The sequence below is a fragment of the Blastococcus sp. CCUG 61487 genome (assembly GCF_005222955.1).
Classification (GTDB): domain Bacteria; phylum Actinomycetota; class Actinomycetes; order Mycobacteriales; family Geodermatophilaceae; genus Blastococcus.
Genome location: NZ_LWUA01000263.1, coordinates 17,422 through 39,746 on the forward strand (window position 1 = coordinate 17,422; position 22,325 = coordinate 39,746).

22 protein-coding genes are annotated in these 22,325 nt (G+C 73.4%); 5 read left to right on the forward strand and 17 right to left on the reverse strand.

Annotated features, from left to right (window positions below; genetic code table 11):
- Window positions 1-111 precede the first annotated feature (111 nt).
- The 8 genes from A6V29_RS16650 to dapE form a co-directional block, all read right to left on the reverse strand.
- Entirely contained in the window at window positions 112-1,578 is a 1,467-nt protein-coding gene (locus tag A6V29_RS16650) for a hypothetical protein (RefSeq protein ID WP_137161337.1), read from the reverse strand.
- A gap of 147 nt (window positions 1,579-1,725) precedes the next feature.
- The gene (locus tag A6V29_RS16655; protein WP_081807929.1) at window positions 1,726-1,893 is read right to left on the reverse strand and encodes a DUF3117 domain-containing protein; all 168 of its coding nucleotides are present in this window, start codon (window positions 1,891-1,893) and stop codon (window positions 1,726-1,728) included.
- Between the two features lie 104 nt (window positions 1,894-1,997).
- Window positions 1,998-2,561, reverse strand: coding sequence for a DNA-3-methyladenine glycosylase I (locus A6V29_RS16660; RefSeq protein ID WP_249933301.1), 564 nt, complete (start codon window positions 2,559-2,561; stop codon window positions 1,998-2,000).
- Between the two features lie 31 nt (window positions 2,562-2,592).
- Window positions 2,593-3,498 (reverse strand): DMT family transporter, encoded by a 906-nt coding sequence (locus tag A6V29_RS16665; protein WP_137161339.1) that lies wholly within the window; start codon window positions 3,496-3,498, stop codon window positions 2,593-2,595.
- A 99-nt stretch (window positions 3,499-3,597) separates the two neighbouring features.
- On the reverse strand, window positions 3,598-4,053 hold the full coding sequence (locus tag A6V29_RS16670; protein ID WP_137161340.1) for an SRPBCC family protein: 456 nt from the start codon (window positions 4,051-4,053) through the stop codon (window positions 3,598-3,600).
- Window positions 4,046-4,432, reverse strand: coding sequence for a DivIVA domain-containing protein (locus tag A6V29_RS16675; protein ID WP_137161341.1), 387 nt, complete (start codon window positions 4,430-4,432; stop codon window positions 4,046-4,048). The genes A6V29_RS16670 and A6V29_RS16675 overlap by 8 nt, the downstream gene beginning before the upstream one ends.
- Before the next feature lies 1 nt (window position 4,433).
- Complete coding sequence (locus A6V29_RS16680) at window positions 4,434-5,279, reverse strand: LOG family protein (RefSeq protein ID WP_249933302.1); 846 nt, start codon at window positions 5,277-5,279, stop codon at window positions 4,434-4,436.
- Window positions 5,276-6,388 carry a succinyl-diaminopimelate desuccinylase gene (gene dapE / locus A6V29_RS16685; protein ID WP_137161342.1) on the reverse strand — a complete coding sequence of 371 codons (1,113 nt, stop codon included), beginning with the start codon at window positions 6,386-6,388 and terminating at the stop codon, window positions 5,276-5,278. The genes A6V29_RS16680 and dapE overlap by 4 nt, the downstream gene beginning before the upstream one ends.
- Before the next feature lie 71 nt (window positions 6,389-6,459).
- Here dapE and dapD point away from each other — a divergent pair, with 71 nt between their 5' ends.
- From dapD to A6V29_RS16700, 3 genes are all read left to right on the forward strand, one after another.
- Window positions 6,460-7,443 carry a 2,3,4,5-tetrahydropyridine-2,6-dicarboxylate N-succinyltransferase gene (dapD, locus tag A6V29_RS16690; protein ID WP_137161343.1) on the forward strand — a complete coding sequence of 328 codons (984 nt, stop codon included), beginning with the start codon at window positions 6,460-6,462 and terminating at the stop codon, window positions 7,441-7,443.
- 46 nt (window positions 7,444-7,489) lie between these two features.
- Entirely contained in the window at window positions 7,490-8,092 is a 603-nt protein-coding gene (locus tag A6V29_RS16695) for a hypothetical protein (RefSeq protein WP_137161344.1), read from the forward strand.
- 206 nt (window positions 8,093-8,298) lie between these two features.
- Window positions 8,299-8,832, forward strand: a complete 534-nt coding sequence (locus tag A6V29_RS16700) for a GGDEF domain-containing protein (protein WP_137161345.1) — start codon at window positions 8,299-8,301, stop codon at window positions 8,830-8,832.
- Window position 8,833: 1 nt separating this feature from the next.
- On the opposite strand, the gene dapC is transcribed toward A6V29_RS16700, so the two are convergent.
- The gene (gene dapC, locus A6V29_RS16705; RefSeq protein ID WP_283956374.1) at window positions 8,834-9,952 is read right to left on the reverse strand and encodes a succinyldiaminopimelate transaminase; all 1,119 of its coding nucleotides are present in this window, start codon (window positions 9,950-9,952) and stop codon (window positions 8,834-8,836) included.
- The gene (fdxA, locus tag A6V29_RS16710; RefSeq protein ID WP_040337236.1) at window positions 9,949-10,275 is read right to left on the reverse strand and encodes a ferredoxin; all 327 of its coding nucleotides are present in this window, start codon (window positions 10,273-10,275) and stop codon (window positions 9,949-9,951) included. The genes dapC and fdxA overlap by 4 nt, the downstream gene beginning before the upstream one ends.
- Before the next feature lie 181 nt (window positions 10,276-10,456).
- Between fdxA and A6V29_RS16715 the strand changes: the two genes are divergently transcribed.
- Window positions 10,457-13,288, forward strand: a complete 2,832-nt coding sequence (locus A6V29_RS16715; RefSeq protein ID WP_170977917.1) for a bifunctional diguanylate cyclase/phosphodiesterase — start codon at window positions 10,457-10,459, stop codon at window positions 13,286-13,288.
- An 8-nt stretch (window positions 13,289-13,296) separates the two neighbouring features.
- On the opposite strand, the gene A6V29_RS16720 is transcribed toward A6V29_RS16715, so the two are convergent.
- From A6V29_RS16720 to A6V29_RS16750, 7 genes are all read right to left on the reverse strand, one after another.
- The gene (locus A6V29_RS16720; protein WP_137161348.1) at window positions 13,297-13,749 is read right to left on the reverse strand and encodes a hypothetical protein; all 453 of its coding nucleotides are present in this window, start codon (window positions 13,747-13,749) and stop codon (window positions 13,297-13,299) included.
- Window positions 13,746-14,639, reverse strand: a complete 894-nt coding sequence (mshB, locus tag A6V29_RS16725) for an N-acetyl-1-D-myo-inositol-2-amino-2-deoxy-alpha-D-glucopyranoside deacetylase (RefSeq protein ID WP_212719509.1) — start codon at window positions 14,637-14,639, stop codon at window positions 13,746-13,748. The genes A6V29_RS16720 and mshB overlap by 4 nt, the downstream gene beginning before the upstream one ends.
- A gap of 128 nt (window positions 14,640-14,767) precedes the next feature.
- Complete coding sequence (locus tag A6V29_RS16730) at window positions 14,768-15,826, reverse strand: ABC transporter ATP-binding protein (protein ID WP_137161350.1); 1,059 nt, start codon at window positions 15,824-15,826, stop codon at window positions 14,768-14,770.
- The gene (locus A6V29_RS16735; protein ID WP_137161351.1) at window positions 15,823-17,100 is read right to left on the reverse strand and encodes an ABC transporter ATP-binding protein; all 1,278 of its coding nucleotides are present in this window, start codon (window positions 17,098-17,100) and stop codon (window positions 15,823-15,825) included. Before A6V29_RS16735 ends, A6V29_RS16730 begins: the two co-directional genes overlap by 4 nt.
- Before the next feature lie 10 nt (window positions 17,101-17,110).
- On the reverse strand, window positions 17,111-18,073 hold the full coding sequence (locus tag A6V29_RS16740) for an ABC transporter permease (RefSeq protein WP_137161352.1): 963 nt from the start codon (window positions 18,071-18,073) through the stop codon (window positions 17,111-17,113).
- A gap of 27 nt (window positions 18,074-18,100) precedes the next feature.
- Complete coding sequence (locus A6V29_RS16745) at window positions 18,101-19,090, reverse strand: ABC transporter permease (RefSeq protein WP_137161353.1); 990 nt, start codon at window positions 19,088-19,090, stop codon at window positions 18,101-18,103.
- A 234-nt stretch (window positions 19,091-19,324) separates the two neighbouring features.
- On the reverse strand, window positions 19,325-21,070 hold the full coding sequence (locus A6V29_RS16750; RefSeq protein WP_137161354.1) for an ABC transporter family substrate-binding protein: 1,746 nt from the start codon (window positions 21,068-21,070) through the stop codon (window positions 19,325-19,327).
- Between the two features lie 281 nt (window positions 21,071-21,351).
- Between A6V29_RS16750 and A6V29_RS16755 the strand changes: the two genes are divergently transcribed.
- Window positions 21,352-22,314 carry a hypothetical protein gene (locus tag A6V29_RS16755; protein WP_137161355.1) on the forward strand — a complete coding sequence of 321 codons (963 nt, stop codon included), beginning with the start codon at window positions 21,352-21,354 and terminating at the stop codon, window positions 22,312-22,314.
- The last annotated feature ends 11 nt before the right edge of the window (window positions 22,315-22,325 follow it).

A 22,325-nucleotide genomic window follows, 5' to 3' on the forward strand; every position in this document is an offset into this window, starting at 1 on the left:
CAACTCAATGGCTCCGATACATGGTTGCGGTCCTGCAGCGCCGCGCCTCAGTGGCCCCGGCGGTCACGCGTACCTCACGCGCCTCTTAGGTCGCGCTACCGCGGGGAACGGTCAGCCGCGGGCGGCTCCGTAGCCGAGCAGCGCGGCCAGGCCCAGGGCGCTGCGCGGCTGGTACGCCGCCCGCCACAGGCCGCCGTGCGCCGCCTCGCAGGCCTCGTCCTGCCACGGGTGCTCGTGGGCGGGGCCACCACCGGTGTGCAGGTCGTGCACCAGCAGCGCGGCCATGAGCACGTTCGAGGTCGCCGGCTCGAAGATCTCGACGCCGAACCGGTGCGCGCCGGCGTAGGCAGCGGCCAGCGCGCGGTTCTTCACCACCGACCGCGTCCGCGTCGGCGGGGCCACGTTCATCGACACGGTGCTGCCGGCAGCTCGCGCCGTCGTCGCCCGCCAGCGCTGCAGCCGCTTGGCCAGTGCGTAGTTCGGGCCCTGCTGGGCGACCAGGCTGTCGGCGATCCCCGGGTCGGTGCCCGGCACGTACGCGCGCTGCAGCAGCCGGCCTCCGGACACGGTCCGCAGCGGCCGGCCCACCCACTTCCCCATCCGCGACCGCCCGGCGTACGCGCGCACCGAGTGCTCGACGGCGTCGGCCGGGACGGCGAAGACGTCGGTCGGGGTGGCCAGGAAGGCCAGCGCGACGTCCGGCCGGTCGGCGGTCACGCGCACGGTCAGCGCGTCGACGGCCGTCGAGACCCGCACGTTGGTGGCGCCGTCGGCGTAGACGTAGTTGCCGAGCACCGGGCGGCCGGGCAGCCCGGCGAGCCAGTCGGCCACCGCCGGCACCTCGGTGATGAGGTCCGCCCCGGCGCGTGCCGGGTCCGGCTCGGCCGCGGCGTCGGCCGTCGGCACCAGGAGGGTGCCGGCGCTCCCCCGTGCGGTCTCGAGCACCCGCTCCCACAGCGGCGCCCGCGGCAGGTCCACGCCTGCCACGCGGGCACCCCAGCGCAGCAGGGCCGTGAGCGGGCCCATCTCGGCGCCGGCGCCCAGGACCACGACCGTGGTGTCCGGCAGAGCCAGCCACTGCGGGTGGTCGGCGACGGTGCGGACCGCGTCGGCGCACGAGGGCTCGATCACCCCCGCCTCGACCCATGCGTCCAGCTGCCGCAGCAGGTCGTCACCGCGCAGCCGCCGGCCGTGGAAGGGCAGGGAGAGCTCCCGCTCCGGCTCGGCGGTGCCGGCGACCTCGACGGTGTGCAGCGCACGCTCCGCGGGCGCGGTGGTCAGCGCGTGCAGGCCGGTCTCTCCCTCGGGGCCGGCCACCCGCATGCGGGAGTGCAGCGAGTCCAGTCCCGCCTCGGCGATGGTCCGGGCGGCCGGCGCGCTGGTCAGCCCCGCCTCGACCAGTCGCCGCAGGTGGGTCAGGTAGCCCCCGCGCCAGTTCGTCTCCCGCTCCGCCGCCAGCGCTCCGGGCGCGTCCACCGGGCGCAACGCGTCGGCGACCACGGCGCGGCCCAGGGCCGCTGTGCTCCGTCGTCCGTCCGGTCCCACCGGGAAGACGACGCCCTGCTCGTCGACGCTCATCGCTGCTCCTCCACGCCGGTCACCTTGCCAGGGTGGTCCCGCGGAGCGCCGACCGGGAACGGCGCGGCCCCGGCCGCCGGCTCGTCGCCGGCGGCCGGGGCCGCGTCGTCTCCGCCGGACCGCCCGAGGGCAGGCCGGCGGAGACGATCAGCTGGTCGCGCCCTTCAGCGCCTCGGACAGCGCCGTCGCCTCGTCCGGCGACAGCTCGACGACCAGACGGCCGCCTCCCTCGAGCGGGACGCGCATGACCAGGCCGCGGCCCTCCTTGGTCACCTCGAGGGGACCTTCACCCGTGCGCGGCTTCATGGCCGCCATGCGTGCCTCCTTCGCGGCCACACCGCTCCCCGCCGAGGGCGGGAGGTGGGGTGGCGTCCGTCGATGCTGTGAGCTGCCCAGCAATCTTCCCGTATGGGACGCCGTCATCCAACAGGAGCCCCCTGGTCAGGCGACGCGCGGAAGCAGTCGGCCACGTGATCGTCGACCATCCCGGTCGCCTGCATGAGCGCGTAGGCGGTCGTGGGGCCCACGAAGACGAAGCCCCGCCGCTTGAGTTCCTTGGCCATGGCCACCGACTCGGGGCTGGTCGCGGGCACGTCGGCGAGCGTGGCGGGCCGGGTCCGCGGGCCCGTCGGGGCGAAGGACCAGAGCAGGTCGGACAGCCCCTCGGGCTGCTGCTGCGCCGTCCGGGCGTTGCGGACGGCGGCCGAGATCTTGGCGCGGTTGCGGACGATGCCGGCATCGGCCATGAGCCGCGCCTCGTCGTCGGGACCGAACGCCGCGACGGCGTCGATCGAGAACCCGGCGAACGCGGCCCGGAACGCCGGGCGCTTGCGCAGGATGGTCAGCCACGAGAGACCGGACTGGAACGCCTCGAGGCACAACCGCTCGAACAAGGCGTCGTCGCCGCGCAGCGGCCGGCCCCACTCCTCGTCGTGGTAGGTGACGTACTCGGGTGCCGAGTTGCCCCAGGCGCAGCGCTGCACGGGAACGACGGTAGCGCCGGGCACCGACGACTCAGCGGGCCGCGGCGTCCAGCGCCTCGGTCGCGGGAGGCGGCGGCGCGACCGGGCTGCGCCGGGTGGCCAGCACGCAGCCGATCAGCACGAGCGGCAGGCCGAGGGCGATGCCCAGGGTGAACGGCTCGCCGAGCACGAGGACGCCCAGCAGCACCGCGACCGCTGGGTTCACGAAGGTGATCACCAGCGCCCGCTGCGGGCCCACCTCGCGGATGAGCGCGAAGAACAGCGCCAGCGCGATCGCGGTGCAAAGCACGCCCAGCCCGGCCAGCGACAGCAGCGCCTCGGAGGAGGCGTCGGCGAGCGTGCCGAGCTGCGGGACGGCGAACGGCGCGTAGACCAACGCGGTGAACGTGAGCGCGAGGGACGACGCCGCCACGCCGGGCACCTCGGGCAGCTTGCGGCTGACCACCATCGGCGCGGTGGCGTAGCCGACGACCACGCCGCCGATGGCGAGCAGCGGCAGGAACTGCGCGCCCTCCACGTCGAGCCCGAGCAGCACGGCGATCCCCACGACACCGATCGCCAGGCCGAGCAGCCGCACGGGGGTGAGCCGGTCCTCCTCGCCGAACAGGCCGGCGGCCACCGCGGCGACGAACGGCACGCCGGCCACGAGCAGCCCGGTCAGCGAGCTGGACAGCGACTGCTCGGCGTAGGAGAGCAGCAGCCAGGGGGCGGTCATCTCCAGCACGGCGAACAGCAGCAGCCAGCGCCAGTGCCGCAGCGCCGGGCGCAGCTGGCCCCGGCGGATGGTCCACGGGAGCAGCAGCGCCGCACCGATCACGCAGCGGACGAAGACCACCAGGACCGGCGACACCTCGTCGACCGCGACCTTGATCATCAGGTACGGCACGCCCCAGATGACCGACATGGTCAGGAACAGCGCCCATCCGCGGCGGCTCACGGCCGGCCACCCGTCGTGCTCACCGGAGCATCCTCGCCCACGGGCTCCGCGGCGCCGTCGGCGGTCGGCGGGGTCGAGGGCCTGGGTCCAGGGGCTGGTCTAGGGCCTGGTCTCGGCCAGCGCGGCCAGCCGGCGCAGCGAGCGCCGCAGGCCCCAGACCACCAGCGGCCGGGCGAGCCACCAGCCGACCACGCCCACGACGCCGAAGGGCAGGTACCACGTCTCGCTGCAGACGACGGTCGCGTGCCCGTCGCGCGGCAGCACCTCGAACGTGCCCGGGCCCCGCACGATCCGCCCGGTGTGCTGCACCTGGACCAGCCGGGGCGGTTCCCACCGGACGACCACCATCGTGTCGAGGACGCCGAGCCGTCGCCCTCCCGGCAGCGGGATCCCGGTGCGGGCGGCGAGCCGGCCGTGCAGCCGGCGCGCCGGTCCGCCGACCTCGCGGACGTCGGTGAGCAGCATCCAGTCGCCCTGCCGCTCCCAGTCGGTGAGCAGCTCCCACACGCGCTCGGGCGGCGCCTCGACGTCGATCCGCTCGACCAGGTCAGGCATGCCGGGACTCCTCGTCGTCGACGGCCGCGGGGCCGTCGTCCGCCGCCGGTTCCTCTCCTGGCTTCGCCGGGACGGCGGGCGCCGGATGCAGCTGGACCCGCAGCGCGGCCAGCTCGCCGTCCCGCTCGTCCAGGGTCCGGGCGAGCTGGTCCAGGAGCCAGTCCACCTCGCTCATCCGGTAGCCGCGCAGGCTCACCGTCATCCGCAGCGCCCGCACGTCGTCACCGGTGACGGCACGGCCCACGGGCAGCTCGACCGGCGAGCGCTCCGGATCCGCCGCGGGTCGCGTCTCCCCCCGCCCGAGCAGCACGGAGGCGCCCAGGAACAGCAGCGCCGCGACGACCAGCACCCCGCCGACGAGGAGGACGACGTCGAGCACGTCAGGCGTCGGACGGCCCGAGCGACGCCCGCATCCCGCCCCCGCCGTCGCCCTCTGCCTGCGCGGCGGCGTAGGCGGCCTGGATCACCCGGACCACCTCGCCGACGTCGTCGGTGAGCGTCATCAGGTCGAGGTCCGAGGGGTCGATCGTGCCCATCTCGGACACCGTGGAGCCGATCCAGTCGAGCAGCCCCGACCAGTAGTCGGTGCCGAAGAGCACCACCGGAAACCGGGTGACCTTGCGCGTCTGCACGAGGGTGAGGGCCTCGAACAGCTCGTCGAGCGTGCCGAACCCGCCGGGCAGGATGACGAACGCCTGGGCGTACTTGAGGAACATGGTCTTGCGCACGAAGAAGTAGCGGAAGGCGATGCCGACGTCGACCCACTCGTTGAGCTCCTGCTCGAACGGCAGCTCGATCCCGAGCCCCACCGAGAGGCCACCGGCCTCGCTGGCGCCCCGGTTGACCGCCTCCATGGTGCCGGGACCGCCGCCGGTGATGACGGCGAAGCCGGCCTGCGCCAGCGCCGCCCCGATCTCCCTGCCCGCCTCGTAGTACGGGTGCTCGCGCGGTGTCCGGGCGCTGCCGAAGACGCTCACCGCCCGCGGCAATTCGGCGAGCAGGCCGAACCCCTCGACGAACTCGCTCTGGATGCGCAGCACCCGCCACGGGTCGGTGTGCACCCAGTCGGTCGGCCCGCGGCGGTCGAGCAACCGCTGGTCGGTCGTCGTGCCGGCCGTCCGCGGGTTCGGCTCGCCGCCGCGCAGCAGGACGGGGCCGCGGTGGCGCGTCGGGCGCGGCCGGCGGTCCCCGGGCGGCGGTGGCGGCATGCTCGGTGGAACTGTCATGCGGTGCTCCCGGACAGGTAGGCGGTCAGAGCGTCCTCGGCCGGCTGCAGCCGGTCGACCAGGACGTGTTCCTCGCGGGTGTGCGCCAGCTGCGGATCGCCCGGGCCGTAGTTGAGCGCCGGGATGCCGAAGGCGGAGAACCGGGCGACGTCGGTCCAGCCGAGCTTCGCCCGGGCGGGTCGGCCGACCGCCTCGATGAACGCGGCGGCCGCCGGCTCGGAGAGCCCGGGCAGCGCGCCACCGGAGTTGTCGACGACGGTGAGCGTCGCGCCCGCGGCGACCGCGTCGGCGAAGACCTCCCGCACGTGCGCCTCGGCGGCGTCCTCGTCCCGGTCGGGCGCGTAGCGGAAGTTGATCGTCAGCGACGCCTCGTCCGGGATGACGTTGCCCGCCACCCCGCCCGAGACGCCGACGGCGTTGAGCCCCTCCCGGTACAGGCAGCCGTCGATCTCCACCTCGCGCGGCCGGTACGCGGCCAGGGCGGTGAACGCGCCGGTGAGCGCGTGGATGGCGTTGACCCCGAGCCAGCTCCGCGCGCTGTGCGCCCGCCGGCCCCGCGTCTCCAGCACCGCCCGCAGCGTGCCCTGGCAGCCGGCCTCGATCTCGCCGTCGGTGGGCTCCATCAGGATCGCGAGATCCCCGTAGAGCCAGCCGCGCCGCTCGCGCGCCACCCGGCCGAGGCCGTTCTTCACGGCCTCGACCTCCTCGTTGTCGTAGAAGACGAACGTGACGTCGTGCGCCGGCTCCGCGCCCGGGACGCCGAAGCGCCCGGCGAGGCGCAGCATCACCGCGTCGCCGGACTTCATGTCGCTGGTGCCGCAGCCGTAGAGCCGGCCGGTGGCCTCGTCGAGCCGGCTGGGGACGTTGTCGGCGATCGGCACGGTGTCCAGGTGCCCGGCGAGCACGACGCGGGTGGGCCGGCCCAGGTTGGTCCGGGCGAGGACGGCGTCGCCGATCCGCTCGACCTCCAGGCCACCGAGATCGCGCAGCGCCGCCTCCACCGCGTCGGCGAGCGCCGTCTCGCCGCCGGAGACCGACGGGGCGTCGACGAGCGCGCGGGTGAGCGACAGGACATCGGCGGAGAGGTCCAGCGGCGGCAGGTCATCCACGGGCCAAACCCTAAGGGTGGGGTGCCGGGGCGGCCCCCCAGCAGGTCCGCGACGCCGGTAGCGTCGAGAGCGTGACTGACGCAGCCTCCGCCCCCGTCTCCGCCGTGGCCGCCGGTCTGGCGACCGTCACCCCGACCGGCACCGTCCTGGACACCTGGTACCCCGAGCCGCGGCTGGGTGCTCCCGACGGCGCCGGCACGGGGACCACCCGCCTGGGCGCCCTGGAGCTGTCGGGCGAGCTCGGCCCCGACTACGGCGGGCTGGTGCGCAGCGACGAGGCTCGGGGCGTCGAGGTCATCGGCGTCCGCACCGTGATCGCCGACCTCTCCGCGCCCCCCGTTGACACCCACGACGTCTGGCTGCGGCTGCACCTGCTCTCGCACCGGCTGATCCGGCCGAACCAGGCGAACACGACCGGGGTCTTCGGGCTGCTGACCAACGTCGCGTGGACCAGCGCCGGCCCGGTCGAGGCGACGGCGTTCAACGCCCACCGGCTGCGCGCCGCCGTCGGCCACGTGACCGTGTTCGGCGTCGACAAGTTCCCGCGGATGGTCGACTACGTCATCCCCTCCGGCGTGCGCATCGCCGACGCCGACCGCGTCCGGCTCGGTGCCCACCTCGCCGAGGGCACCACGGTCATGCACGAGGGGTTCGTGAACTTCAACGCCGGCACGCTCGGGCCGTCGATGGTCGAGGGCCGGATCAGCCAGGGCGTCGTTGTCGGCGCCGACAGCGACATCGGCGGCGGCGCCTCGATCATGGGCACGCTGTCCGGTGGGGGCACCGAGGTCATCTCCATCGGCAGCGGCTGCCTGCTCGGCGCCAACGCCGGCATCGGCATCTCCCTCGGTGACGACTGCATCGTCGAGGCCGGGTGCTACGTCACCGCCGGCTCCCGGGTCACGCTGCCCGACGGCTCGGTGGTCAAGGCCCGGGAGCTCTCCGGCCGCGACGGCCTGCTGTTCCGGCGCAACAGCGTGAGCGGTGCCCTCGAGGTGCTGGACCGGACGGGCCGCGCCTGGGGCGCGCTCAACGCCGAGCTGCACGCCAACTGAGCGTCTCCCAGCAAAGCGTCAGTATCGCCGCCTACCGTCGTCGGTGATGGCCACCTCGACGACGTCCCGGTCGGCGGTGTTCGCGGCGAGCGGCCCGGCCCGTCGACGGCGGCGAAAGCGGCGGAGCCGCGGCGGCGACAACTGGTGGCCGCTGGTCGTCGTGGGGCTGGTCGTCCTCGTCGGCGTTGCCTGGGTGCGGTCGACCGAGCGCGCAGCAGACGATGACTCCTGCGTCCTTCCCCTCTCGTCGGTGCCCCTGACATCCGAGCAGGTGGGCAATGCGGTCACCATCGCCGAGGTGGGGTACGCGCGCGGGCTGCCTCAGCGGGCCGTCGTGATCGCGCTGGCCACGGCGATGCAGGAGTCGAGTCTGCGCAATCTGGACTACGGCGACCGGGATTCCCTCGGACTCTTCCAGCAGCGCCCCTCGCAGGGTTGGGGAGCCCCTCACGAGGTCCAGGACCCGGTCTACGCGGCCGGCAAGTTCTACGACGGCCTGGTGCAGGTGCCCGACTGGCAGACACGGGACCTCAGCCTGGTGGCCGACGCCGTACAGCGCAGCGCCTACCCGCATGCATACGGACAGTGGTCAGCGATGGCCACGGAGCTGGCGGCCACGTTCGATGCAGGCGAACGGCCCTGCAGCTGATCGTGCACAGACCGAACCCCGCCGAGAGCCCGGGCGGCACCGCGGAAACTGTGCAGGGAGAAGAAGACGGGCTCCGCGCCCGGCCAGCTGATCGTCGCGGATTGCTTCACCGGTCCAGCGCCGCAGGCCGTGAGCGGGCTCACGGGCGATCCCTCAGGTGAGGGATAGTGCTCAACCGCCGTTCCGTTTCTGCCGACCTCCCTGACATGTCGTTCGCGTCCCGTTTCGCCCACGCCCTCGCGGCCGCCGTCGACGAGGCGGCTGCTGACGAGGCGCCTGCTGACGAGGCGGCTCCCGACGTCCGGGCGCTCCTGCCCGACCGCGAGGCGCTGCTGGAGCGACTGACCGAGCGCTCGGCCGCCTCGGACGCCCCCGTGACCCTGCTGATCGTCGGCCTGCTGCGCCGCGACGACGGCCGGCCGACGCCCGCGCCCGCCCTCGCCTCGGTGACCTCGCTCCTCGCCCGGTCGCTGCGCGGCGAGGACTGGCTGAGCAGCCCGGGAGCCGGCGAGTTCGCCATCGTGATGGACGGACCGGAGAGCGCCGCGGAGACCGCCGGAGCACGGCTGACCGCCGCCGTCGCCGGCCTCGGTATCGGCGGCCTCACCGCCGCGGCGGGCCTCTCGGCATCGACCGCCGAGCTGGACGCGGCGGAGGTGTTCCACCGGGCCATGCTCAGCCTCAACGCGGCGCGCAGGGTCGGCGCCGGCACCGTGCTCCGCTACCGCGAGCCGTCCTAGGTCACGCTCCGAGGCGCTCGACCGCGGTGTCGATCCGCTCGTCGGTGGCGGTGAGCGCCATGCGCACGTGCCGCGACCCGCTGGGCCCGTAGAAGCTGCCCGGCGCGGCCACGACCCCCAGCCCGGCCAGCCAGTCGATCGTCGTCCAGCAGTCCTCGTCCCGGGTGACCCACAGGTAGAGCCCGGCCTCCGAGTGGTCGATCCGCAGCCCGGCGGCCCGCACGGCAGCCGCGAGCCGAGCGCGTCGGCCCCGGTAGCGCTCGCGCTGGGCGTCCACGTGCGCGTCGTCGGCCAGCGCCGCGGTCATCGCGTCCTGCACCGGCGTGGGGACGAGCAGGCCCAGGTGGCGGCGCACCTCCCACACCCGCCGCACCAGCGCGGGATCTCCGGACAGCAGACCCCCGCGGTACCCGGCCGCGCTGGACTGCTTCGACAACGAGTGGACGGCGAGCAGGCCGGTGTGATCGGCGCCCGCCACCTCCGGGTGCAGGATCGACCGCGGCTCGACGTCCCAGCCCAGAGTCACGTAGCACTCGTCGGCGGCGACCGGCACGCCGTGCGCCCGACCCCAGTCCACCCAGGCCCGCAGCTCGTCGTCGGTGAGCACCCGTCCGTGCGGGTTCCCCGGGGAGTTCAGCCAGACCAGCGCGACCCCGTCGGCGCCGGCGGGCGGGACGTCGGTGCGCTCGACGGCGAGCCCGGCCACCACGCCACCGACCTCGTAGGTCGGGTACGCGACCGAGGGGATCAGCACGGTGCCCGCGCCGGACAGCCCGAGCAGCGTCGGGAGCAGCGCGACCAGCTCCTTGGAGCCGATCGTCGGGATCACCGACGGGTCCGCACCCAGCGGATCGGCCACCGTGACGCCCAGCCGGCGCTGGAGCCACCCGGCCGCCGCGGTGCGCAGCGCGGCGGTGCCCAGCGCCGTCGGGTACCCCGGCGCGTTGCCGGCGGCCGCCAGGGCCGCACCGAGCAGCGGCGGGGTGTCGTCGACGGGCGTGCCGATCGAGAGGTCGACGACCCCGCCGGGGTGCCGGCCCGCCCGCTCACGGGCCGCGTCGAGCGCGTCCCAGGGGAAGTCCGGCAGCGCCCGCGGCCCGGCGGGCAGCGGGGCGGTCAGTGCCCTTCGCCGCGCGGCGGGAGCGCCGCCACGAGCGGGTGGTCCTTGTGGATCTTGCCGGTCTTCGCCGCGCCACCCGGGCTGCCCAGGTCGGAGAAGAACTCCACGTTGGCGTTGTAGTAGTCCTTCCACTTGTCCGGGACGTCGTCCTCGTAGTAGATGGCCTCGACCGGGCAGACCGGCTCGCACGCACCGCAGTCGACGCACTCGTCGGGGTGGATGTAGAGCATCCGTTCGCCCTCGTAGATGCAGTCCACCGGACACTCGTCGATGCACGCCTTGTCGAGGACGTCGACGCAGGCCTCGGTGATGACGTAGGTCACGGTGATTCCCTCCCGGGGGACGGTGCGGACCAGCAACCGCTGGACGGTTCGATCGCGTGCATTAGTATCACCCTCCCCGGCCGCACGGCCGGGAAGGGTGCCCTTCCTCCCGTGTCACCCCGTGGGGGGAGGCCCGGGTGCCCCACTCAAGGGTGGCTCCGGCCGGACCGATTTCTCCCCCGTGTCCGAGCCCACGGCAGTGCACGTCGCCGCGCCCCGACGGCCGTCGGCGTCCCCGTACGACGCCCAGGCCGCGGTGGACCGCCTCCTCGACCGCCTGCAGGAGGCGTCGGGAGCGAGCCGGGTGTCCGTGTGGGTGCACGAGACCAGCACCCACGCGCTGGTCCCCTTCGCGGTGTCCGTCCCTCCCGGCACGCCGGTCGTCCACCCCCCTGCCGGCCGGGCCGCGTTCGCCGTGGCCCCGTCGTTCCTCGCGGCCGTCATCTCCGAGCGCCGTCCCGCCGTCGTGCACGGCGACGGTGGGCGCAGCGGTGACCCGGGCCTGGCCATCCTCGGCGCCGGCAGCGCGCACGTCGAACCGCTCGTCCTCGACGGCGAGGTCATCGCCGTCCTCACCGTCGAGCCGGCCACCGGCGCGACCCCGGACCTGCTCGCGGCGATCGTCCCCGACCTGACGCCCGCGGTCGCCGACGCGTGGATGCGGCGGTCGGAGCGGCGCCGGTCCCGCCAGGCCGAGGTGCTGCTCGGCCTCATCGAGGCCGCGGCGCAGGCGAACTCGATGGCCCACCTGCTCGGTACCGCCTGCGTGCAGCTGGCCAAGCTCGGCGAGGTGGAGCGGGCCTGCATCTTCCTGCTCGAGGACGGCCGGCTCGTCCCCCGGATGGCGAGCTACGCCGACGGGCACAGGGACCTGGCCACCTGGGAGCGGTTCCGCAACGCCCCGGTGAACCTGCAGCTGGCCGAGACCGTGCTGCGCACCGGCCAGCCGCTCACCGCGGACAGGGACTCCGACCTGCTGGCCGGCTGGTGGGTCGACACGTTCCAGATCGCCTCCGCACTCGCCGTGCCGATCGGGCGCAGCCCGCACGTGGCCGGCGTCCTCACCTTGGACAGCACCGTCGTCCGCCCGTTCTCCGAGGCCGTGCGCCGGCTCGCGGCGGCGGCGGGCGCGCACCTCGGCGGGGTCATCGAGCAGGCCCGCACCAGCCAGGCTCGCGCGGCCTCCCTGACCACCGCCCGGGTCGTGCGCCAGATGATGGTCGACGGCTCGAAGGCCACCGGCGCGCCCGAGGCCGCCGAGGTGCTGGCCCGGGCCGTGCAGGAGCTCGTCGGCACCGAGCGCAGCGCGGCCTACCTCGTCGACGACGACGGCGTGGTCGACGAGATCCGGCACGTCGGCTGGACCGAGGAGCACAAGGCGATCGTGCAGGCCACGCTCGTCGGACGACCGGCGGACGACGTGCCGCTCTGGCGGCTGACCTGCGAGCAGCGGCTGCCGGTCTTCGTGGAGGACGCGCCGAGCACCACCCTGGTCGACCTCCGGCTGATCGCCGCCCTGGACCTGACCTCCTTCGTCAGCGTTCCGCTGCTGTCCGGCGACCGGCTCCGCGGCCTGGTCATCACCGGTTCGACCAGCGGCGGGCGGACCTGGGGACCGGAGGTGCGCGAGGCGGTCCGCCAGGTGGCCCTCGAGGGCTCGCTGGTCGTGGAGAACGCCCAGCTCCGGGCGGTCGAGCAGCTGCGGCTGCAGCAACTGGCCACCGAGGCCCACCACGACCCGCTCACCGGGTTGCCCAACCGCCGCCGGTTCACCGAGGCGCTCGAGGCCGCCGTCTACGGCCCCGGCGAGCCCGCGTGCGCGGTGCTGATGATCGACCTCGACAGGTTCAAGGAGGTCAACGACAGCTTCGGGCACAGCGTCGGTGACGACCTGCTCTGCCTGGTCGGCCCGCGGTTGCAGGCCGCCCTGGAGCCCGGCGACCTGCTGGCGCGGATGGGTGGCGACGAGTTCGCCGTCCTGCTGCCGGACGCCGACGAGCAGCGCGCCCGGGACGTCGCCACCCGCCTCGGCGCGGTCCTGCGCGACGCGTTCGAGCTCGACGGCATGCCCCTGCACGTCGACGCCAGCATCGGCGTCGCACTGTGCCCCGACCACGGCCGGGACCGCTCGCTGCTGCTCGCGCGGGCCGACACCGCGATGTACGGCGCCAAGCGCGGCCGGGAGGGCTTCGAGGTCTGGGTGCCCGACGGCACCTCCGCGCCGCGCGACCGGCTGGAGACCCTCGAGCAGCTGCGCGCCGCGCTGGACACCGACCAGCTGCTCCCGCACTACCAGCCCAAGCTGGACGTGCCCACGGGCGCCGTCGTCGGCGTGGAGGCCCTGGTGCGCTGGGAGCACCCCGAGCGCGGGCTGCTCCGCCCCGACGTCTTCCTGCCGCTCGCGGAGCAAGCCGGGCTCATGCGCCGGCTGGCCCTCCAGGTCCTCGAGCAGTCGCTGCGCGACCTGCGCGCCTGGCGCGCCGCCGGCCAGGACCTCACCGTCGCGGTGAACCTGTCGGTGTCGAACCTGCAGGACGTCGCGCTGCCCGACCAGGTGGCCATGCTGCTGGAGGCCTGCGAGGTGCCGGCCGAGTCGCTCATCCTGGAGATCACCGAGGACGTGCTCATGGCCGACGCCGCGCGCAGCCAGCAGGTCATGGCCGCGCTGCGCCGGATGGGCATCCGGCTGTCCATCGACGACTACGGCACCGGCTACTCGTCGCTGTCGTACCTGCGGGCGCTGCCGGTCGACGAGCTGAAGCTCGACCGCAGCTTCGTCAGCTCCCTGGCCGGCGACGAGCGTGCGGCGGCCATCGTGCGCAGCACCCTGCAGCTCGCGCGGGACCTGGAGATGGACATGGTCGTCGAGGGCGTCGAGGACGCCGAGACCCTCGACGTGCTGCGCACGTGGGGCTGCCAGACCGCGCAGGGGTACCACATCGGCCGGCCGATGCCGGCCGACGAGTTCGCGAGCTGGCTGGGCGACCGGCGCGCCGCCGCCCCGCTGGCCTGAGCCCGCTCTCAGCGAGGCGTCCCAGGGACCGTCGGATCCGGCACGGTCGGGTCCGGCGCCGTCGGGTCCGTCACGGGCGCGGGGGGTCGCACCGCACCCAGGAGCCGGCCGCAGGCGAACGCCCCGGCGACCACCCCGGCGATCAGGAAGAGGATCCCGAACACGCCCAGCGTGCCGGTGCCCACCAGGACCAGGTCCCCCTCGGGGCGGCGCACCATGGCGGCCAGCGCGACCACCAGCCAGGCGAGCGCCGGCAGCACGGCGACCGCGCGCGACCCCGACAGCCGGTACGCCAGGCCCACGAGCAGCAGGTTCCCGACCGGCGCCGCGAGCACCGACAGGGGCACCGGCACGCCACCGACGCGCAGGGGCAGCCAGAACACCTGCACCAGGGCCAGCCAGGTGGCGACGACGACGGCGGCCAGTGCCCAGCCGACCCTGGCGATGATGCGGGAGGTCACCGGTCGAGGCCGGCGAACAGGTCGTCCTCCCAGCCGTGCGGTCCCGCGCCCGGACCGCGCCGACCGCGGACGAGGCGGTAGTGCTCGGTCGCGAGCACCTCCTGGCCGAGGTTGTTCGACAGCGCGAAGAACGGTCCGTCCACGGTGATCTGGGAGGGGTGCGACCGCATCGCGGCGTCCTTCCGGTCGGCGTACTCACGCCCGTCGACCACGGTGGTGACGACGTCGTCGGGGACGACGAACGGCACCTGGTCGAGGTCGCCGAGCCCCTCGAACGGCGAGGCCTCCCCGAGCGCCTCCATCGCCTCGATGCCGGCCTGCACCACCGAGCGCGGCATCGCGTTCCAGTAGACCTTGGCGACCTCCCACGGAGCGCCGAGGTCCGGCCGGTAGGCGGGGTCGGCCGCGGCGTCGACGGCGCGCATCGCGACCCGGTGCGCCTGGATGTGATCGGGGTGCCCGTACCCGCCGAACTCGTCGTAGGTGACCAGCACCTGGGGTCGCACCTCGCGCACGACGGCGACCGCGTGCGCCGTCGCCTCGTCGAGGTTGGCGTTCCAGAACGCCCGCGGGTGCTCGTTGGCCGGCGTCCCCATCATCCCGGAGTCGCGGTAGCGGCCGGCGCCGCCGAGGAACCGCCAGTCGGTGACGCCGAGGGCCGCCATCGCCGCCCGCAGCTCACCGATCCGGTAGCCGCCGAGCTGGTCGGCCTGGTCCGCGGCGAGCTGGGCGAGCTCGGGAACGAGGATCTCGCCCTCCTCCCCCAGCGTGCAGGTGAGCAGGGTGACCGCAGCCCCCTCGGCGACGTAGCGGGCCATGGTGGCGCCGTTGTTGATCGTCTCGTCGTCCGGGTGCGCGTGGACGAGCAGCAGGCGCCGATCAGCTGTCACGGTGCGCATCCTTCCTGGGGTCGGTGGTCCCACGACGACGTCCTCCCTCACCGCGCGTCGTCCTCCCCCACCGCCCACCGCGAGGGAGGACGCGCCACGATCAGGTCACCTGATCGTGGCCGACGAGGTCAGAGCACCGGGCGGGGCTCCGCGTAGTGGCAGGCGTTGAGGTGCCCGGCACCGCGGTCGGCGAGCTCCGGGTCGACGTCGATGCACTTCCGCCGCTGCGTGTCCGACAGCTCGTTCGCGAACTTCTGGCACCGCGTGCGGAAGTGGCAGCCCGAGGGCGGGTTGGCCGGGCTGGGCACGTCGCCGGTGATGATGATCCGCTGCCGCGCCCGCTCGCGGCGGGGGTCGGGCAGCGGGATCGCCGACAGCAGCGCCTGGGTGTACGGGTGCACGGGCCGCTCGAAGAGCTCGTCGCGATCGGCCACCTCCACGATCCGGCCGAGGTACATGACGGCCACGCGGTCGGAGATGTGCCGGACGACCGAGAGGTCGTGCGCGATGAAGAGGTAGGACAGCTGCAGCCGGTCCTTCAGCTCCTCGAGCAGGTTGATGACGCCGGCCTGGATGGACACGTCCAGCGCCGACACCGGCTCGTCGAGCACCAGCACCTTGGGCTCCAGCGCCAGCGCCCGGGCGATCCCGATGCGCTGCCGCTGCCCGCCGGAGAACTCCGAGGGGTACCTGTTGGTGTGCTCGGGGTTGAGCCCGACGAGCCGCACGAGCTCCTCGACCCGCTCGCGGATCGCCGCCTCGCCCTTGACCACGCCGTGGATCAGCAGCGGCTCGGCGATGATGTCGAAGACCGGCAGGCGGGGGCTCAGCGAGGCGTAGGGGTCCTGGAAGACGATCTGGATGTCCCGGCGCAGCGGCCGCATCTGCTTGCGGCCCAGGCCGGTCAGCTCCCGGCCCTGGAACCGGACCGACCCGCTGGTGGCCGGCTGCAGGTTGAGGATCGCGCGTCCGGTCGTGGACTTGCCGCAGCCGGACTCGCCGACCAGACCGAGCACCTCGCCGGGGTAGAGGTCGAGGTCGACGCCGTCGACGGCGCGCACCGCACCGACCTTCCGCCGCAGGAGGCCGCCAGTGATCGGGAAGTGCTTGACCAGGCCGCGCACGGAGAGGATCGGCTCGCCGCGCTCGCCGGCGGTGCGGGGACGGTCGTCCGCGGGGGCGGTCACGGGTGGTCTCCTCGGGGAGTCGTCACGGTTCCGGTCTCGCCGCCCCGCTGCGCGGCCGGCTCGGTCTGGTCGCCCGGTGGCGGACCCGCCGGCTCGTCGTCGCGGGCCACCGCCGCCTGGCCGCCCGACGGCTGCTCGACCAGCAGCGTGTCGGTCACCCCGGCCTCGAAGACCTCGGTGGCGTGACCGCCGGCCGCGGCGACCACCTCGGTGCGGATGCACGCGGCGGTGTGGCCCGGCCCCACGGGGATCAACGGCGGCTCGTCGGCGTCGCACTCCGGGATGTGCAGCGGGCAGCGGGGTGCGAACGGGCACCCCGGCGGCATGTTGAGCATCGAGGGCGGGGCGCCGACGATCGGCGTCAGCTGCTCGCGGGTGGTGCTGTCCAGCCGGGGCAGGGAGCCGAGCAGGCCGAGCGTGTAGGGCATCCGCGGCTGGTAGTAGATGTCCTCCACGCCGCCGACCTCGATCGGCCGCCCGGCGTACATGACCAGGACGCGGTCGGCCATGCCGGCCACCACACCGAGGTCGTGGGTGATCAGCACCATGGCGGCGCCGGTCTCCTCGAGCGCCGTCCCCAGCACCTCGAGGATCTGCGCCTGCACCGTCACGTCGAGGGCCGTCGTCGGCTCGTCGGCGATGATGACGTCGGGCTGGTTGGCCATGGCGATCGCGATGACGACCCGCTGCCGCATGCCCCCGGAGAACTCGTGCGGATACGACCGGACCCGGTCCGCGGCCTGCGGGATGCCGACCATCTCCAGCAGCTCGACCGCCCTCGCGGTGGCCGCCTTGCCCGAGAGGTTGCGGTCGTGGATCCGCAGGGTCTCCTCGATCTGGTGGCCCACGCGGTAGACCGGGTCCAGCGAGGTCATCGGGTCCTGGAAGATCATGGAGATGCCCGAGCCGCGCAGCCGCGACATCTCCTTGTCGCGCATGCCGAGCAGCTCCTCACCGCGGAAGAGCACCGAGCCGGTCACCCGCGCCGAGGACGGCAGCAGGCCCATCACGGCCAGCGAGGTCACCGACTTGCCCGAGCCGGACTCGCCGACGATGCCGAGCACCTCCCGCGGGCGCAGCGCGTAGTCCACCCCGCGGACGGCGTGGACCAGCCCGTCCTCGGTCGGGAACCGGACGTTGAGGTCGCGGACCTCGAGCAGCGCGTCCGACGCCGGCCGCGGGGGTGCGGCGGCGTCGGTCCGGGTCGAGGAGAGCACCTCGTAGGACGTGGCGCCGGCGGGCAGCCCCGAGCCGCTGGGGTCGTTGGTGGTCATGCCGCTCCCCTCAGGCCCGCACGCGGCGCTGGCTGGGATCGAAGGCGTCGCGGATGCCGTCACCGATCAGGTTGATCGCCAGCACGATGAGCAGTAGCGCGATGCCGGGGAAGTAGAAGAGCCAGGGGCGCGTGCTGGCGGCCTGCACCCCGTCGGACACGAGCCGGCCCAGCGAGGTCGCGTTCGCCTGGTTCACACCGAAGCCGAGATAGGTGAGCGAGGCTTCGAGGATGATCGCCGTCGCCGCGGCCAGGGTCACCCACACGATGATCGAGCCCAGCGCGTTGGGGACCAGGTGCTTGAAGATGATCCGCTTGTCCGAGGCACCCAGGGCGTGCGCCGCCTCCACGTACTCCTTCTCGCGCAGCGTCAGGAACTGCCCTCGGACGATGCGGGCGAGATCGAGCCAGCCGAACAGCCCCAGGATGAGGCCGACGCCGAACGGCGTGCGCAGCTCGGGGAAGTTGCTCGCCACCACGATGAGCACGACCAGCAGCGGCACCGTGAGGATCAGGTCGACCAGCCGCATCAGCGTGCTGTCCACCCACCGGCCGAAGTAGCCGGCCAGCGCACCGATGAGCAGGCCGAGCGGCAGGGCGATGACCAGGAAGACGACGACGATGAACAGCGTGCGCTGGACGCCCTGCATCAGCCCGGCGAGCAGGTCGCGGCCGATCGCGTCGCTGCCCAGCGGATAGCCGTCCGAGCCGGGCGGGACCGACTGCGCGTTCCGGTTCTGGGTGGCGTACTCGGTGCCGTAGAACAGGGGGCCGACGAAGCCGAACAGCAGCATGACGACCAGCAGCACCAGGCCGGACATGCCGACCTTGTTGTGCAGGAAGCGGCGGACGATCTGCTGGCGCTGGCTGCGGGACCGGACGCCGAACTCGTGGTCGACGCCGGACTCGACCGGGGTGCCCGGCTCCGCCGGGATGACGGCTCCCGCCCCCGGCTGGGCCTGTGTGGATGACATGTTCGGTTCCCTATCGGCCGAGGGCCGTCACGACAGCCGGATCCGCGGATCGAGCACCGCGTACAGCAGATCGGCGATCAGGTTGAAGAGGACGACGAAGACGGCGCTGACCAGCAGCCAGCCGAGCACGACGTTGATGTCGTTGGCGCCGATGCCGTTCTCCAGCAGGTAGCGCCCCATGCCGTTCCACACGAACACCTGCTCGGTGATGATCGCGCCGCCGAACAGCGTGCCGATGCCGAGGGCGACGACCGTGGTGAGCGGGATGAGCGCGTTGCGCAGCCCGTGCTTGACGACTGTGCGGCGGTAGGTGAGGCCCTTCGCGCGGGCCAGGCGCATGTAGTCCGACCCGAGGACGTCGAGCATCGCCGCCCGCTGAAACCGGCTCCACGCCGCGAAGGAGAGCAGCGCGAGGCTGATCGTCGGCAGCACCAGGTGCGCCAACCTGTCCGACCAGAGCTCCCACCCGTCGGCGTAGAGGCCCAGTGCCGCCGTCTCCTCTCCCAGGGTGAACAGCACCTGGCGCCCCAGCGCGTCGTTGATGCCGACGGCGACGAACTCCTTGAGCAGCGCGGCGAACCAGAAGGTGGGCAGCGCGATCAGGAGGTAGGCGACGAACGTGAAGAAGTAGTCGATCGGCTTGTACTGCCGCACGGCTCCGATGACTCCGACGACGATCGCCAGGATCACCGCGATGATCACCGCGGCGCCGATCAGGCGGGCGGTGACACCGAGCCGCTGGAACAGCTGGTCGGCCACCGGCGTCCCGTTGATCGTCTCGCCGAAGTCACCGGTCAGCACCCCGGTGAGCCAGTTCCAGTACCGGACGAAGAAGTTGTCGTTCAGCCCCAGCTCTTCGCGCATGTTCTCGAAGAACGCCTCCGGCGGTCGCGGCTGGAGCGTGTAGTACCGCGAGAGCGGGTCGAAGCTGGCCGCGCAGAGCGCGAAGACCAGGAAGGAGCTCCCCAGCAGCACGAGGACGGACCCGAGGATCCGTCTCACCGCGAAGAACAGCATGGGCGAAACCTTACGTCCAGGTTCGGCGCGTTCCGGTGCCGGACGGGCGCGGTCCGGGGACCGGGGGCCGTCGGCCGTGACGGGCGGAGGAGGCGGTGGTCGTGCCGGTCGTGCCGGCGCAGGCACACCGCGGCCCTCGGAGCAGTGCGCCGAGGGCCGCGGTGTGGCGTGGCCGCACGGGCGGCCGGGTGGTCATGGGCTCCCGGCGCGAGCCGGGAGCCCATGACCGGTGGATCACTCGACGGTCCAGGTCTCCGAGTTCCAGAGCGGACCGGCCTGCGTGGAGTTGTCCTCCACACCGCTGATGCGGCTGTTGTACGCGATGAACGTCGGCTTCTGGTACAGCGGCACGGTGGCCACCTGCTCCCAGAGCAGCGCGTCGATCTCGTTGCCCAGGCGGGCCTGCTCGTCAGCGTCGGGCTCCTGCACGAACTGCTCGTACAGGGCGTCGATCTCCTCGGTGCCCTGGCGCGAGTAGTTCTGGCCCAGGCCGTTGGCCGGCGACCAGTAGATCGACTGCGTGGCCGACCGGAACGGCGAACCGACCCAGGCGAAGACGGCGGCCTGGAAGCCACCGGCCTCCAGCGAGGTCGGCTTCTCCGCGCCCGCGAAGATGTCGGGGTTGGCGTTGAAGCTCGCCTCGATACCGGCCTCGCGCAGCTGCGGGATCATGACCTCGATGGTGGTCTGACGCAGCGGGTTGTTCGCGGTCGTGTCGATCTGGATCGCCAGCCGCCCGCGCTGCGGGTGGGTGTAGATCCCGTCCGGACCCTGCGTGTAGCCGTCACCCTCGAGGAGCTGCCGAGCCTGCTCGACGTTCTGCTCCTTGTACTCCTCGGGAGCGGTGTCCTCGTACTGCGGCTGGTTGTTGAAGAAGATGCGGTTCTGCAGCACCTCGGCGTCGGAGGAGAACTGCCCGACGGTCTGGGCCACGATCTCCTCGCGGTCCAGCGCCATGGTGATCGCCTGCCGGACGGGCAGGCTGGCCAGGTGCTGGTCCTCGGCGTTGAAGTCGAGGTGCTCGAAGGAGAGACCGAAGGTGATGTCGCTCTCGACGTTCGGGGCCAGCCCCTCGACCTGGTCGACCAGGTCCAGCTGCGGCTGCGGGTAGATCAGGTCGATCTCACCGTTCTGCAGACCCTGGACCGCGGTCGTCGGGTCGTTGCCGATGTTCTGGATGATCAGCCGCTCGATGTTCGGGCCCTCGCCCCACCACTCGGGGTTGGGGGTCAGCACGACGGTCTGCGTGCCGACGTCGATGCTCTCGGCCTTGAGCTGCCAGGGGCCACCGGAGATGTCGTCCGGGAGACCCTCGGCGATCGGCCAGCCCTCGGTGATCGTCTCGCAGAGCGCGGCCGGGTCGTCGTTGTCCATGATGTGCGCCGGCAGGATGCCGCCGCCGAAGTCACTGCTGAACAGCGACTGCCAGTCGGCGAAGGGCGAGGTGTAGGTGACGGTGACGGTCTTGTTGTCGTCACCGCTGCCCTCGACGGACTCGATCTGCTCGTAGCCGGTGGTCGAGAGCAACGACGGGCAGCCGCCGTCGGCCGGGTCGGTGCTGCGGTTGGACCGCCAGGTGAACTCGAAGTCGTCGGCCGTGATGGGCGTGCCGTCGCTCCACACCGCGTCGTCGTTGAGGACGTAGGTGTTGACCTGCTTGTCGCCCTCGGTCTCGAGGGTCGGCTCCTCGGCCAGCAGGTTCTCGTTGTGCACGATGCTGAAGTCGGGCAGCACGTTGAAGGCGCCCGGGAGGATGCCGTTGATGATGTTGGCCGTCGACGTCGCGTTGCCCGCGGCGATGTTCGGGAAGAGGTTCTCCGGGAAGTCGGTGGACTCACCGAAGACGACCTGACCGGAGCGGTCCGAGGCGCTGCCGCCGCCGGAGCCCTCGTCGTCGTCGCCGCCGCCACAGGCGGAGAGCACCAGTGCACCGGCCAGGCCGGTCGCCACGAGCGCTGTACCGCGCCTACTGAAGTTCACGTGCGTGCCTCCCTCTTCCCCCGCTGTCAGCAGAGGAATGGATGTCCGATGTCCGGCGGGCCGCGGCCGAGAACGCGGGAGTGCGGGCTCGGGGGGCTTGCGTCCGTTCGACACGGAACGGACCACCGGGTGTATGCGGGGGAAACCCTAAGTTCGCCCGGCGGGGTCGTCCACGACCGTCACCCTTCTGTGACCTCGCCGCAGCACCCCTTCGGAGGGGTGTCCCGGCCGCCCGGACGGCGGGCGTGGCTCTCACCTGCGGAGTTGAGACGATGACCCCGATGTCCCCGCCCGCAACGCCCCGTCCGCACCGGCGCGCCGTGTCCCAGCTGTTGCTGGGGCTGCTCCCGCTCGTCGCGGTCGGCGCGGTGCTGGTGGGGCTGCTCGCCGCGCAGCTGCCCGGGGCGCGGGCCCCGCTCGCCGACGCGACCGCCACCGCCGTCGCCCGCGTCGTCGACGTCGGTCAACCGCCCGACGACCGCGGCGTCCTCGTGACCTTCGACGGGGAGGACGGCGAGGCCAGGACCGGCCGCATCGTCCTGGCCGAACCGGTGGCCGTGGAACCGGGCGCGGAGGTCACCGTGCGGTACGACCCGACCGTGGCGGGCGGCCCGTCCACGACGGTGTACGCCGACGGCGACGCGACCACCCGCGAGGTCCAGGACCTCGTCGCGGGCGTCGTCGTCGTCGCCGTCGTGCTGCTCGTCGCGGCCGTCTCGACGGCGCTGGTCGTGCTCACCCGGCGGCGGCTGCGCCAGCGACCGGTGCGCGCCCTCGCCGCCACGCGGCTGGTCGTGCGACGCGGCCTGCTCGTGCGCAGCTGGCTGGAGCTGGAGACCGACCGCGGATCCCGCTGGCTGCCGGTGTTCTGGGCCCCGGAGCTGCCGGGGCTGGCACCCGGGGAGCGGGTGGAGCTCCGCGGGAACCCGGTCACCGACCGGCTGGTCCTGCCCGTCGTCGCCGGCGCGGAGGTCTGGCCGTCGGGGCGGCTCCGGGACCAGGCGCCCCGCGGCGAGCAGCGCGCGCCCCGCCCGACGGACGTCGCCCCGCCGGCCGGCCTGGCGCGCCAGGTCCGCGTCGACCTGGTGGCGGTCTTCGTCGCTCCCCTGCTCGGGCTGGTGTGGGCCTACCTCGACGAGGGTGGGCTGGCGAGCTTCGCGGGCGGGACGGCGTTGAGCGCCGCCGGGGTGTTCTGGTTCTTCCAGCGGCTCGGGTCCGACCCGGAGGCGCCCGCCCGCGGGTGAGCTCAGGCCCG

Bases quoted from the DNA above. Each gene is read 5' to 3' on its own strand.
- A6V29_RS16650 (WP_137161337.1), bottom strand. From the start codon at position 1,578: ATGAGCGTCGACGAGCAGGGCGTCGTCTTCCCGGTGGGACCGGACGGA.
- A6V29_RS16655 (WP_081807929.1), bottom strand. From the start codon at position 1,893: ATGGCGGCCATGAAGCCGCGCACGGGTGAAGGTCCCCTCGAGGTGACC.
- A6V29_RS16670 (WP_137161340.1), bottom strand. From the start codon at position 4,053: ATGCCTGACCTGGTCGAGCGGATCGACGTCGAGGCGCCGCCCGAGCGC.
- A6V29_RS16680 (WP_249933302.1), bottom strand. From the start codon at position 5,279: ATGACAGTTCCACCGAGCATGCCGCCACCGCCGCCCGGGGACCGCCGG.
- A6V29_RS16695 (WP_137161344.1), top strand. From the start codon at position 7,490: ATGGCCACCTCGACGACGTCCCGGTCGGCGGTGTTCGCGGCGAGCGGC.
- A6V29_RS16700 (WP_137161345.1), top strand. From the start codon at position 8,299: ATGTCGTTCGCGTCCCGTTTCGCCCACGCCCTCGCGGCCGCCGTCGAC.
- A6V29_RS16735 (WP_137161351.1), bottom strand. From the start codon at position 17,100: ATGACCACCAACGACCCCAGCGGCTCGGGGCTGCCCGCCGGCGCCACG.
- A6V29_RS16740 (WP_137161352.1), bottom strand. From the start codon at position 18,073: ATGTCATCCACACAGGCCCAGCCGGGGGCGGGAGCCGTCATCCCGGCG.
- A6V29_RS16745 (WP_137161353.1), bottom strand. From the start codon at position 19,090: ATGCTGTTCTTCGCGGTGAGACGGATCCTCGGGTCCGTCCTCGTGCTG.
- A6V29_RS16755 (WP_137161355.1), top strand. From the start codon at position 21,352: ATGTCCCCGCCCGCAACGCCCCGTCCGCACCGGCGCGCCGTGTCCCAG.